Source organism: Mycobacterium sp. WUMAC-067, from assembly GCF_020217485.1.
GTDB lineage: Bacteria > Actinomycetota > Actinomycetes > Mycobacteriales > Mycobacteriaceae > Mycobacterium.
This window is the reverse complement of record NZ_JAEKMI010000047.1, coordinates 22450-34080: the sequence shown is the minus strand read 5'-3', so window position 1 is coordinate 34080 and position 11631 is coordinate 22450. Positions and strand designations below refer to the sequence as shown.

The window sequence follows — 11631 nt, the reverse complement described above, 5'->3', positions numbered from 1 at the left end:
CTCCGGCGCGGCATAACCCTTTCGCGATCGCCGCTAGACCCGAGGGCGGCGACCCGCCTCGCCCGGCTGCGCCGCGCTCGCGATCGCTGCTAGTTCAGGTTGTAGAAGCGCTGCGCGTTGCGCCCGCCGATCTTCTCGCGGGCCTCCTCGCTGATATCGGAGCGAGTCCGCAGGTGTTTGGTGCTTTCCGGCCACTCGCCGTCCCAATGCGGGTAGTCGCTGGCGAACATGATGAAATCGGCGCCCAGCACATCGATCACCCCGGGCAGAATCGGTTCCTCCGGTTCACACGTCACCCAGATATTGCCCGCGGCCAGATAATCGTGCGGATCGCGACGCCAGCCGCGCTCCACCCAGTCGCCGCGCTTCTCGTAATGCTCGTGCAGCCGATCGATGAAGAACGGAACCCACCCCGCGCCCGCCTCGAGGAAGGCCACCCGCAACGCCGGATGGCGCTCGAAGACGCCGCCGGAGACCATCGCGGTCATCGCGGTCATCTGGTCGAACGGAAAGCTGATGCAGTGCACCTGAATGTAATTCGTGAAGCGGTCCACGCCGATCTTGGGCAGATGAATGCCGGGGGCGCCATGCACACCCAGCGGCATCCCGAGGTCGACGGCGGCGGCGTAGAACGGATCGAGGTCGGGATGGTCGAGGTTGCGCGTCTTGAGCGCCGGCGGCACCAGAGTCGCCACCAGCCCAAGGTCTTTGGCTTCGGTCATGACATCGATCGCCAGCCGGCCGTGCTCGATCGGAGTTACCGCGACGCCGCGTAGCCGCCCGCCCGAGGCGGCGCAATAATCGGCGATCCACTCGTTGTAGAGCCGGGCGAATCCGGCCGCGAAGTCCGGGTCTTCGAGACTCGGCGCGCACAGGCCGAGGCTGGGGTAGAGCACCATCGTGTCGATGTGGTCGCGGTCGGCGTCGCCCAGCACGCCTTCGGCCGACCGGCAGTTGATATCGGGCGCCTTACTGATCCCGTGTTCGGGCGGGCAGCCTGCGCCCGGGCCGCGGTCCTCGGGGTAGTTGCGGCCTTCAAGCGTCAACCCGAGCTGCCCGTGTGTGCCTGGCTTGACGTGGTCCGGCCATCGCTTGATCGCTTCGACTGCCAGCGAAGAATTTTCGGCGACATGGCCGTCGGCGTCGATGATCCGCATGTCTCCGGAACTTACTCCCGCGTGGTGCGCGGCGAAACGGGTCGCGCCGACGCGCTCGGTAGGCCACGATGCTGACGTGACAACGCAGAGCCCGCAAAACAAGTTGACCGCCGATCAGCGCAATTCCTTCATCGCCGCCCTGTTGGGTTGGACGATGGACGCCTTTGATTACTTCATCGTGGTGCTCGTCTACGCCGACATCGCGAAGACGTTTCACCACAGCAAGGCCGAGGTCGCCTTCGTCACCACGGCCACCCTGTTCATGCGTCCCGTCGGCGCGTTGCTGTTCGGGCTGTGGGCCGACCGCGTCGGCCGGCGGCTGCCGCTGATGGTCGACGTCATGTTCTATTCCGTCGTGGGCTTCCTGTGCGCCTTCGCGCCCAACTTCACCGTGCTGGTGATCCTGCGCCTGCTGTACGGCATCGGCATGGGCGGCGAATGGGGGCTTGGCGCCGCGCTCGCCATGGAGAAGGTGCCGGTTCAGCGGCGCGGATTTTTCTCCGGGCTGCTGCAGGAGGGTTACGCATTCGGCTACCTGCTGGCGAGCGTGGCCTCGCTGGTGGTGATGGATTGGCTCGGGCTGTCGTGGCGCTGGTTGTTCGGCCTGAGCATCGTTCCCGCCCTGATCAGCTTGATCATTCGCTACCGGGTGGAGGAATCCGAGGTGTGGGAGGCCGCGCAAGACCGGATGAAGCTCACCAGCACCAGAATCCGGGACGTGCTGCGCAACGGTGCGATCATCCGGAGATTCGTCTATTTGGCGTTGCTGATGACGGCGTTCAACTGGATGAGCCACGGCACGCAGGACGTCTACCCCACCTTCCTGGGCGCGCACGCCAATCAGGGGGCCGGCCTGTCCAGCACGACGGTCAAGTGGATCGTGGTGGCCTACAACGTCGGCGCCATCATCGGAGGGCTCGTCTTCGGAACGCTGTCACAACGATGGAGTCGCCGCTACACGGTCGTCTTCTGTGCGGTGTTGGCGCTGCCGATCGTGCCACTGTTCGCCTACTCGCGCAGCGCTGCCATGCTGTGCCTGGGTTCGTTTTTGATGCAGCTCTTCGTGCAGGGCGCGTGGGGCGTGATTCCCGCCCACCTCACGGAGATGTCGCCTGACGCCATCCGCGGCCTCTACCCCGGTGTGACGTACCAACTCGGAAACCTGTTGGCGGCGTTCAACTTACCGATTCAGGAACGTCTCGCCGAATCCCACGGCTACCCGTTCGCGTTGGCGGCGACGATCGTGCCGGTGCTGGCCGCGGTTGTGGTCCTGACGCTGATCGGAAAGGATGCGACGGGAATCCGCTTCGGCACGACGGAAAGTGCTTTCCTCGCAACGGAAGCGACGTAAAGCTAGTGGGGGTCGCCCAGCATGCGCCGGAGCAGGTGCATGGCCACCGTCGTCGAGCGTTCCCGGATATCGGACCGGTTGCCGGGAAGACGCAAGGTGCGGGTATCCGTGCGGCCGTCGGGCGCCTTCACGCTGAAGCAGACCGTGCCCACCGGCTTTTCTTCGGTGCCCCCGCCCGGTCCGGCGATCCCGGTGATCGCGACCGCGGTGTCGGCGCCGAAGCGTTGCAGCGCGCCCGCGGCCATCGCCTCGGCCACCGGCTCGGACACCGCGCCATGGGTTTCGATCAGCGCGGGGTCGACGCCCAGCACCTCCGCTTTCGCCTCGTTCGAATAGGACACCACCCCGCCGGCCACGTAGTCCGACGATCCCGGCCGGTCGGTCAGCCGCGCGGCCAGCAGGCCCGCGGTGCAGGACTCCGCCGTCGCAATCCGGTGCCCGGCGAGAAGCTGCGCAACAAGGTCGTCGACGCGGGAGCCGTCCTCTGAGTAGAGCTGATGCCCGTGCCGTTCGCGCAGCAGCTTGGTCAGTTGCGCGTATGCGTCGGCGGCGCCCGGCTCGTAGCGGGTGACCATTTCGATCTCCCCGCGCCGCAGGCAGGTGGTGATCTCGAGCTGGTCGAAGCCGGGCACGGCCTTTTCGGCGTCGCGCAGCGTTTCGGCCAGCCCCGACTCGGGCAGCCCGAACATCCGCAGCATCTCCTGCCGATAAATGGTCCGGCCGGCGATCGCATCCTGCGCGGCCGGCGTCTGGATCGCCGTGTGCCACATCGGCTGCAGCTCGCGCGGCGGCCCCGGGAGCACGATCACCGTGGGCTTGCCGGGCACCACGACGCCGGGCGCCGTGCCGACCGGGTCGAGCACCTGCGCCCCGGCGGGAACCATGGCCTGCTTGCGGTTGGCGGCCCGCAGCGACTCGAAAGTGCCCGGATCCAAGGCGGATTGGAAGGCGGGATTACGCGCCATCAGCTTCTTGAGGATGTTCGCGATCTTCTCTTCGACCTCGGCGTCCAACAGCAGCTCGCGCCCGCAGAAGCGGGCCACCACCTCGACGGTCATGTCGTCGGCCGTGGGGCCCAGGCCGCCGCTGGTGACGATCAGGTCCACGCCTTGGTCGGCGAGAAACCGCAGCTGCGCCTCGATGTCGGCGGGGCGGTCGCCGCAGATCGTGATGTGCGCCAGCTCGACGCCCAGCTCCAGGAGACGGTCGGCGATCCAGGGTCCGTTGGCGTCTTGGACGCGTCCGGTGAGGACCTCTGTTCCGGTGACAACGATGCCTGCGCGTGCGCTCACCGGGATGAGCCTACGCATGGGTTTGCGGGACAATAAGCCGATGATCGAGTTAGAGGTGCTTGCGGCCGACGTGACCAAGCTCGACGTCGACGCGATCGCCAACGCGGCCAACACGCAGCTGCGGCACGGCGGCGGCGTCGCCGCGGCCATCTCGCGCGCGGGCGGGCCCGACGTGCAGCGCGAATCGACGGAGAAGGCGCCGATCGGGCTCGGTGAAGCGATCGAAACCACGGCCGGCGACATGCCGGCGCGATACGTCATCCACGCGGCGACCATGGAGCTCGGGGGACCCACCTCGGCCGAGATCATCGGTGCCGCCACGGCTTCGACATTGCGCAAGGCCGACGAACTCGGCTGCCGCACGCTGGCGCTGGTGGCCTTCGGCACCGGCGTCGGCGGTTTCCCGCTCGACGAGGCGGCCCGGCTGATGGTCGACGCCGTCCGGCGGCACCAGCCGGACTCGCTGCGCAAGGTGGTGTTCGCCGTGCACGGTGACGCGGCGGAGCAAGCTTTCCGGGCGGCGGTGCGGGGCTAGCGCTCGGAAAGGTAGCGCTCGACCGAGGCGACCTTCTGCGTCATCGCGTCGCTGGCCCCGGTGCGCCAGTCAGCCTTGATCACCGTGCTGACCCGGGGGGCCCGGGCGGCCACGGCCTCGACGGCCCGCTGCACCACCGCCATGACTTCTTCCCAGGTGTCGCCCTCGATCACCGTGAACATCGAGTCGGTCTTGTTGGGCAGGCCGGACTGACGGACAACCCGAACCGCGTCGGCGACGATCTCGCCGACACCCTCGCCGACCCCCATCGGGGTGACGGAAAACGCGACGAGCACGGACACCCTTCGAGCGTACCCACCCCCGCCCGGCCGGTCTGGCACCATCGAGGCCCATGCGGGTCTTGGTGCAACGGGTCTCGTCGGCCACGGTGTCGGTCGAGGGCGAGGTGGTGGGCGCGATCCGGCCGGATGGCCAGGGGCTGTTGGCATTCGTCGGCGTCACCCATACCGATGACGGGGACACCGCGCGCCGGCTCGCCGAGAAGCTCTGGAACCTAAGGATTCTCGCCGAGGAGCGGTCCGCGGCCGACGCAAGAGCCCCCATCCTCGTCGTCAGCCAGTTCACCCTGTACGCCGACACCGCCAAGGGCCGCCGCCCGTCATGGAATGCGGCCGCTCCCGGGGCCGTCGCCGAGCCGCTGGTAGCGGAGTTCGCCGCGGCGCTGCGGGGGCTGGGAGCCGAGGTGCAGACCGGGGTGTTCGGCGCCAACATGCAGGTCGAGCTGGTCAACGACGGCCCGGTGACGGTGCTTCTCGAACTCTGAAGGGTACGTTGGCCACCGTGGGCACGACACCGGACTTCGGATCGCTGCGCTCCGACGACGACAACTGGGACATCGTCAGCAGCGTCGGCTACACCGCGCTGCTCGTGGCGGGTTGGCGTGCCCTGCACGCCGAGAGCCCGCGGCCGTTGGTACGCGACGAATACGCGAAAGTCTTCATCGCCGCCTCGCAGGACCCGTATCTGGCGGGGGTGCTGGCCAACCCGGGCAGCTCCGAGGACGAGATGGCCTTCCCACGCCTTTACGGCGTGCAGACCCGGTTCTTCGACGACTTCTTCGTCGCTTCCGGCCAGGCGGGCATACGACAGGCGGTGATCGTGGCCGCCGGGCTGGACTCGCGGGCGTTCCGCCTCGAATGGCCGGACGGCACAAGGGTGTTCGAAGTCGATTTGCCCAAGGTTCTCGAATTCAAGGCACGCGTGCTCGGTGAGCAGGGGGCGGCGCCGAAGGCCAGTCGGATCGAGGTCGCCGCCGACCTGCGCACCGACTGGTCGCGGCCGTTGGAGGCGGCCGGGTTTGACGTGGAGAGCCCGAGCGCCTGGTCGGTGGAGGGGTTGTTGCCCTACCTGACCGACGAGGCCCAACACGCGCTGTTCACCCGGATCAGCGGGCTCAGCGCGCCGGGCAGCCGGATCGCCATCGGCGCACTGGGGTCGCGGCTGGACCACGACCAACTCCACGCCCTGGAGGCGAATCACCCGGGGGTCAACGTGTCGGGCAACGTTGACTTTTCGGCCCTGACCTACCAACCGCAGTCCGACCCCGCGGAGTGGCTGACCGCGCACGGCTGGGCCGTCGAACCCGTCCGCAACACGCTCGACTTGCAAGCCGGGTACGGCATGACCCCGCCGGAGGTCGACGTCAAGATCGACAGTTTTATGCGGTCCCAATACATCATGGCGACCCGGTGAGGGCCTAGGGCTTCAGCAGGATCTTCACATCGTCGCCGGAGCGCGATTCCGCGGTCGCGTAGCCCTTGGCCGCGTCGTCCAAAGGCATTGTCGTGGTGAAGATGCCGTCGACGTCGAGGCGGCCGGACTGCAGCAGCGGGATCAATTCCGGCCAGGTTCGCTGCACCGGCGCCGTGGTCATCCGCAGCGTGATGCTGCGGATCAGGCAGCCCAGGGCGTTGAGGGGATACGGATTCATGTCGTGCACGCCGACGACCGAGACGGTTCCACCCGCCCGCACGGCGTTGAGCGCCTCGGTCAGCGAAGCGTCCGTGGCGACGGCGTCGATCACCGCGTCGACGCCTCGGCCGCCGGTGGCCGCGAGTATGGCCTCGAGCGCCGGCGCTTTGACGGGGGTCGCCCCCCACTGGGCGGCGCGCTGCAGCCGGCCGTCGACCTGATCGACCGCGAAAACCGTTGCGGCGCCCTGGAAAAGCGCGCTACGCAGCGAACACAGGCCGACCGCCCCCAGTCCGATGACGGCCACGGTCCCGCCCGGCGGAATGTCGGCGCGCTGCGCCGCTGCCCAGCCGGTGGCGAGATTGTCGGTGAGCAGCAACGCCTGCTCGGTGCTGATGCCCTCGGGCATCTTCAGCAGCTGGAAATCGGCGGCGGGCACCGCGAGCAGATCGGCCTGCGCGCCACCGAGCACGCCGCCGCCGAAGATCTGAAAACCGGAGTGGCACATGACCGGATCGCGGGTGGCGCACCCCGCGCAGGCGCCGCAGCCGGCGACCGACGACACCAGGACCTGATCGCCGACCTTGACGTTGCGCACCTGCGGCCCGGCCTCCACGACCGTGCCGACGGCTTCGTGGCCGAGCGCGATGGGGTCGGGCATCGGGAAGTCGGCCTCGTAGAAGTGCAGATCGGAGCCGCAGATTCCGGCGGCGGACACCTCGACGATCGCTCCGTCCGGGCCCGGCAGCGTTGGGTCGGGGCGGGTGTCGACCCGGATGGTGCGGGGCCCTTCGACGACTACCGTGCGCATATCGGTGTGCTCACTTCCCTTGTCGCGCTTGGTCTTTCTGGCGTACTACAAATTGTGACCAGTCGGGTTCGCACACCGCTGACCAGTATTCGTTGAGCCGCCACGGGCTGACGGTGTGAATCTCGCCGTCGGCGTTTTTGAAATACGAATGCGTGACCGCCGGGTGTGACCACACCATCTTCTTGATCTGGGTCTGCGTCCGCCGGTGCCAATCCGTGGCGGCGTCGGGTTTCGGCTCGACGGAGTGCACGTCGGAATCGGCCAGTCGTGCCAGGCACTGGTCGATGTAGCGCATCTGCAGTTCGGACTGGAAGATCAGGCTGCCGCCGTGGGCGAGGTGCGTCCCGGGCCCGTACACGATGAAGAAGTTCGGGAAGTCCGGCACGGTGATCCCGAGGTAGGCATAGGGCCTGCTCCCCCACATCTCGTGCAGGTCGACGCCGTTTCGGCCGGTGACCTTCAGCGGCCACAGCACATCGGTGTGCCGGAACCCGGTGGCGTAGACGATGACGTCGACGTCGTGCGTCACTCCGTCCTCGGTGACGATGCCGTGCGGCGTGATCCGGTCGATGGGGGTGCGCACCAATTCGACGTTGTCGCGCTGCAGCGTTCGCAACCAGGTGCCGTTGTCCTGCAGGGTGCGTTTGCCGCAGGCGGGATAGTCCGGCATCACCTTGGCCAACAACTCCGAGTCTTCGCCGACCTGGCTGGTGATCCACTGCGAGAACATCATGTGCGCGGCGGCATTGATGTCGCTGACGGCGTGGTCCTGATCGGCATAGTTCGGGTCGCCCTCGGCGGCGTCGAGGCCCTTGTCCGAGCCGGGCCACAGCACCAGGAACCGATACCACCTGCCGTAGAACGGCAGGTGGCGCATCGCCCAGCGCACACCGTCGCCGACCTCGTCGTGATACATCGGGTTCGGGAACATCCACTGCGCGGTCCGCTGGAACACCGTCAGGTGCTCGACCTCCTCGGCGATGGCGGGCGCGATCTGGAACCCGCTGGCGCCGGCGCCGACGAGCGCGACCCGCTTGCCTTTGAGATCCACCGAGTGATCCCAGGCCGCCGAGTGAAACGACGGGCCCCGAAAAGTCTGCGCTCCGGCGAATTCGGGAATGTTGGGCCTGTTCAGCTGGCCCACCGCCGTGATGAGCGCGCGTGCGCGCAGGGTCGACGTGCCACCGTCGGCCGACCGCAGCGAAACGTTCCAGGTGCCGTCTTCGTCGTCCCATTCGGCCGCGAGAACCTCGGTCTGCCAACGTATCCGGTCGGCCAGGTCGTGTTCGTCGATGACCTTGGTGAAATAGTCCTGCAGCTCGTACTGCTCGGCGAAGAAATGGGTCCAGTCGTTGTTGGGTGCGAAGCTGTAGCAGTAGAAATGGTTCGCCACATCCACCCGGGCGCCGGGATAGCTGTTCTCCCACCATGTTCCGCCGGGCCCGGCGTTCTTCTCGACGATGGTGAACGGAATGTTGGCCTGCTTGAGGCGCACGCCGGCCAGGATGCCGGATTCGCCACACCCGACGACGAGAACGGGAAGCTGCGCCGCGCGCTCGGCCGGCAACGCGGCTGGCCGCCGGGGGTCGACCCCGTCGAGGTCCAGCTCTTCGGACACCAACGACAGATAGTCGTCGGGAACGTGCTCACACGCCGCCCAGTCCATCATTTCCCTGATGAGTTCCGGGCTCAGCGGCTCCGGTTCGGGGCAACCGCGGTCCCGATACTCGGTGATCGCCGTCAGCGCCTCGGCGCGGGCGCGCGCCTTGTCCTCCTCCGACATGAACCCCTGGACCTCGTTGAGGAAGACGCCCATCTGCTTAAAGTCGCGGATGAATCGGGGGTCGCCGGTGATGTGGACGAGGGAGAGCAACAGCGTCGGGACGCTGACATCCTCTAGGGCGGTGGCGATCTCGGGCGTGGACGTGGTGAAGGGATCGCCGGCGTAGCGGCTGCGCATCAAGCCGATCCTCTCGGTGGTTTGGAAGCCAATTACGCTACGCGTAGTTTCGTAATTGGCAGCACTACGCTACCCGGTCGCTCGGTGCAGGATCAAGGGATCGGGCCGGGTGGCCGGCGGATGCCGCCGCAGCCGCGGTTCCGGCGACGGGTCGTAGTGATAGGGCGCAGTTCGGGACCCGCTGGCCACGTCAGTGCGCTCCGTACTAAACTAGAACACGTTCCAATTCGGCGAGCATCCCAGGAGTTGTAATGCACACCCCTATTTGCGACGAACTCGGCATCGAGTTCCCGATCTTCGCCTTCACCCACTGTCGCGATGTCGTCGTGGCGGTCAGCAAGGCCGGGGGGTTCGGCGTGCTCGGGGCCGTCGGCTTCACGCCCGAGCAGCTCGAGATCGAGCTCAACTGGATCGACGAGAACATCGGCGACCACCCCTACGGCGTCGACATCGTCATCCCCAACAAGTACGAGGGCATGGACTCGCACCTGTCCGCCGAGGAGCTGGCCGAGACGCTGCGCAAGATGGTGCCCCAGGAGCACCTGGACTTCGGGAAGAAGATCCTCGCCGACCACGGCGTGCCGGTCGAGGACAGCGACGGCGACAGCCTGCAGCTCCTCGGCTGGACCGAGGCGACGGCCACGCCCCAGGTCGAGGTGGCGCTCAAGCACCCCAAGGTGAAGATGATCGCCAACGCGCTCGGCACCCCGCCGGCCGACATGATCAAGCACATTCACGACGCCGGGCTCAAGGTCGCCGCGCTGTGCGGCTCCCCCTCGCAGGCCCGCAAGCACGCCGACGCGGGAGTCGACATCATCATCGCGCAGGGCGGCGAGGCCGGCGGGCACTGCGGCGAGGTGGGCTCGATCGTGCTGTGGCCGCAGGTCGTCAAGGAGGTCGCCCCGGTTCCGGTGCTGGCCGCCGGCGGCATCGGCAGCGGCGAGCAGATCGCGGCCGCGCTGGCTCTCGGCGCGCAGGGCGCGTGGACCGGATCGCAATGGTTGATGGTCGAGGAGTCCTCGAACACCCCGGTCCAGCAGGAGGCCTACGTCAAGGCCGGCAGCCGCGACACCGTCCGCAGCCGCTCGTTCACCGGCAAGCCGGCCCGCATGCTGCGCAACGACTGGACCGAGGCGTGGGAGGCCCCCGACAACCCGAAGCCCCTCGGCATGCCGCTGCAGTACATGGTGTCCGGCATGGCGGTTCGCGCCACCAATAGATACCCCAACGAATCCGTCGACGTCGCGTTCAACCCCGTCGGCCAGGTCGTCGGGCAGTTCACCAAGGTGGAGAAGACGTCGACGGTCATCGAGCGGTGGGTGCAGGAATACCTGGAAGCCACCAACAGGCTGGACGAGCTGAACGAGGCCGCCTCCGTCTGACGACGGAGGCTTGCCCGGCCGGCGGGGCTAGACGTCGTCGACGTCCTGCCGGCCGGTGAAGACTTCCTTCGTCCGGTCCAGTGCGTACGTGCCGATGTCGATGGAATTCTGAACGATTCCGCTGGCGCCGCCGGCGAGATCACCCCGGATGATGTCGCTGGCGTGCTCGACGATGTCGGACGCTTTCTCGACGGCGTTGGTCGCGATGTCCCTCGCCGCGTCGACCGCATCTTTGGGATTGAAGGCCATCTCGAGTCTCCTCTTGTCGCAGGTTCGTTGCTCTGACTCTAGACGGGCTGAGGCACCATTTCTCGCCGGCGCCAATGCCTGCCGAGGCTCAGTAGTGCACCAGGGAGCGCCAGAAGTCTTCGGGAATTTCGGCCCCGGAGCGCAGTATTCGGGCCAGCCCGATCGCCATCGCGATACCCAGCAGCCCCAACCAAAGCCCGGCCACCGCGATGATGCACCACAACACGGTGGTGACCGCCGGCCACGGCGAAAACACGGCCAGCACCGGCGCGAAGAAGAACCCGGTGCAGATATACCACGCCGACCCGGCGCGATCCGAGGCCAAGACGAAACGCAGCCAGCGGGGCACGGGCACCGCGCCGGGCTCGCTCCGTTTCATCGTCGTACCGATCAGTCGGAGGGTGGGAAAAACCCTGCCCCGGTAAACCATCCGGGCTGCCACCCCTGGTCTCCCAGGCACAGCATGGGAAGCCCGTCCGGGGTCTGCGCCGCTGCCTGCGAGCCGGGGCATTTCGCGCCGGCCTGCTGGACTCCATACAGCGGGTAGGAAGCCACCCAGTACCCGATGGTGGCGGCCGGGAACTGATTGGGCGGCGGGAAATGACAGGCCTCGGCCTGGCCGCTGGGCCCTCGTCCGAAGATGAAGCGCTCGTAGTTGTCGCACGGAGCGCCCAGCGAAGCTTGGTAATTCATGCCCGGAACGTCTCCGTCGTAATGCGGGTCGGCGGCCGCGCACGGCGCTATGCCGATCGTGATGCCCGCTATCGAAGCAGCGCTCAGCAATTCCCGAATCATCTTCCACCCCGCCTGTCGTCGCCGGTGACCTGCACCAAAGCATATCGGTCGCGTCGGCGGCCACAAGACGGTTTCGGCGTGCGGCCGCGATCCCCGGTGAAGGCCCGCCGCGGCGGACAAAGCGCACCTGCGGAACACGTTCCAATTTGCCCGCGGCGATCTTGCGT

Annotated in this window: 13 protein-coding genes; 5 read left to right on the top strand and 8 right to left on the bottom strand. The window is 67.4% G+C overall.

Annotated features, from left to right (window positions below):
- Positions 1-89: 89 nt before the first annotated feature.
- Positions 90-1157: an amidohydrolase family protein gene (locus JF781_RS23280; RefSeq protein ID WP_225328878.1), complete on the bottom strand. Its 1068-nt coding sequence runs from the start codon at positions 1155-1157 to the stop codon at positions 90-92.
- Between JF781_RS23280 and JF781_RS23275 the strand changes: the two genes are divergently transcribed.
- A complete protein-coding gene (locus JF781_RS23275) occupies positions 1156-2508 on the top strand; it encodes a sialate:H+ symport family MFS transporter (protein WP_225328877.1) in 1353 nt (450 codons plus the stop codon). The genes JF781_RS23280 and JF781_RS23275 overlap by 2 nt on opposite strands.
- 2 nt (positions 2509-2510) lie before the next feature.
- Here JF781_RS23275 and JF781_RS23270 read toward each other — a convergent pair whose 3' ends face one another.
- Positions 2511-3806: a competence/damage-inducible protein A gene (locus JF781_RS23270; protein ID WP_225328881.1), complete on the bottom strand. Its 1296-nt coding sequence runs from the start codon at positions 3804-3806 to the stop codon at positions 2511-2513.
- 34 nt (positions 3807-3840) lie between these two features.
- On the opposite strand from JF781_RS23270, the gene JF781_RS23265 reads away from it, so the two are divergent.
- Positions 3841-4335 carry a macro domain-containing protein gene (locus JF781_RS23265; protein WP_225328876.1) on the top strand — a complete coding sequence of 165 codons (495 nt, stop codon included), beginning with the start codon at positions 3841-3843 and terminating at the stop codon, positions 4333-4335.
- Here the strand turns inward: JF781_RS23265 and JF781_RS23260 are convergent.
- On the bottom strand, positions 4332-4637 hold the full coding sequence (locus tag JF781_RS23260; RefSeq protein WP_225328875.1) for an MTH1187 family thiamine-binding protein: 306 nt from the start codon (positions 4635-4637) through the stop codon (positions 4332-4334). The two genes, JF781_RS23265 and JF781_RS23260, sit on opposite strands and share 4 nt — an antisense overlap.
- Before the next feature lie 50 nt (positions 4638-4687).
- Here JF781_RS23260 and dtd point away from each other — a divergent pair, with 50 nt between their 5' ends.
- Complete coding sequence (dtd, locus tag JF781_RS23255; protein ID WP_225328874.1) at positions 4688-5119, top strand: D-aminoacyl-tRNA deacylase; 432 nt, start codon at positions 4688-4690, stop codon at positions 5117-5119.
- A gap of 17 nt (positions 5120-5136) precedes the next feature.
- Entirely contained in the window at positions 5137-6048 is a 912-nt protein-coding gene (locus JF781_RS23250; RefSeq protein WP_225328873.1) for a class I SAM-dependent methyltransferase, read from the top strand.
- 4 nt (positions 6049-6052) lie between these two features.
- Here the strand turns inward: JF781_RS23250 and JF781_RS23245 are convergent, their stop codons facing one another.
- Both JF781_RS23245 and JF781_RS23240 read right to left on the bottom strand, forming a co-directional pair.
- Positions 6053-7078 (bottom strand): alcohol dehydrogenase catalytic domain-containing protein, encoded by a 1026-nt coding sequence (locus tag JF781_RS23245; RefSeq protein ID WP_225328872.1) that lies wholly within the window; start codon positions 7076-7078, stop codon positions 6053-6055.
- Between the two features lie 10 nt (positions 7079-7088).
- Positions 7089-9038, bottom strand: coding sequence for an NAD(P)/FAD-dependent oxidoreductase (locus JF781_RS23240; RefSeq protein ID WP_225328871.1), 1950 nt, complete (start codon positions 9036-9038; stop codon positions 7089-7091).
- Between the two features lie 251 nt (positions 9039-9289).
- On the opposite strand from JF781_RS23240, the gene JF781_RS23235 reads away from it, so the two are divergent.
- Positions 9290-10420, top strand: coding sequence for a nitronate monooxygenase (locus JF781_RS23235; RefSeq protein ID WP_067248280.1), 1131 nt, complete (start codon positions 9290-9292; stop codon positions 10418-10420).
- Positions 10421-10447: 27 nt separating this feature from the next.
- Here JF781_RS23235 and JF781_RS23230 read toward each other — a convergent pair whose 3' ends face one another.
- The 3 genes from JF781_RS23230 to JF781_RS23220 form a co-directional block, all read right to left on the bottom strand.
- Entirely contained in the window at positions 10448-10669 is a 222-nt protein-coding gene (locus tag JF781_RS23230) for a hypothetical protein (RefSeq protein ID WP_008256834.1), read from the bottom strand.
- A gap of 88 nt (positions 10670-10757) precedes the next feature.
- Positions 10758-11048, bottom strand: coding sequence for a hypothetical protein (locus tag JF781_RS23225; protein ID WP_225328870.1), 291 nt, complete (start codon positions 11046-11048; stop codon positions 10758-10760).
- An 11-nt stretch (positions 11049-11059) separates the two neighbouring features.
- Positions 11060-11464, bottom strand: a complete 405-nt coding sequence (locus JF781_RS23220) for a hypothetical protein (protein WP_225328869.1) — start codon at positions 11462-11464, stop codon at positions 11060-11062.
- Between the last annotated feature and the right edge of the window lie 167 nt (positions 11465-11631).

What these genes read in the sequence shown, in the direction of transcription:
- JF781_RS23275 (WP_225328877.1), top strand. Translation starts at nt 1,156, where the DNA reads ATGTCTCCGGAACTTACTCCCGCGTGGTGCGCGGCGAAACGGGTCGCG.
- JF781_RS23280 (WP_225328878.1), bottom strand. Translation starts at nt 1,157, where the DNA reads ATGCGGATCATCGACGCCGACGGCCATGTCGCCGAAAATTCTTCGCTG.
- JF781_RS23265 (WP_225328876.1), top strand. Translation starts at nt 3,841, where the DNA reads ATGATCGAGTTAGAGGTGCTTGCGGCCGACGTGACCAAGCTCGACGTC.
- dtd (WP_225328874.1), top strand. Translation starts at nt 4,688, where the DNA reads ATGCGGGTCTTGGTGCAACGGGTCTCGTCGGCCACGGTGTCGGTCGAG.
- JF781_RS23245 (WP_225328872.1), bottom strand. Translation starts at nt 7,078, where the DNA reads ATGCGCACGGTAGTCGTCGAAGGGCCCCGCACCATCCGGGTCGACACC.
- JF781_RS23240 (WP_225328871.1), bottom strand. Translation starts at nt 9,038, where the DNA reads ATGCGCAGCCGCTACGCCGGCGATCCCTTCACCACGTCCACGCCCGAG.
- JF781_RS23235 (WP_067248280.1), top strand. Translation starts at nt 9,290, where the DNA reads ATGCACACCCCTATTTGCGACGAACTCGGCATCGAGTTCCCGATCTTC.
- JF781_RS23230 (WP_008256834.1), bottom strand. Translation starts at nt 10,669, where the DNA reads ATGGCCTTCAATCCCAAAGATGCGGTCGACGCGGCGAGGGACATCGCG.
- JF781_RS23225 (WP_225328870.1), bottom strand. Translation starts at nt 11,048, where the DNA reads ATGAAACGGAGCGAGCCCGGCGCGGTGCCCGTGCCCCGCTGGCTGCGT.
- JF781_RS23220 (WP_225328869.1), bottom strand. Translation starts at nt 11,464, where the DNA reads ATGATTCGGGAATTGCTGAGCGCTGCTTCGATAGCGGGCATCACGATC.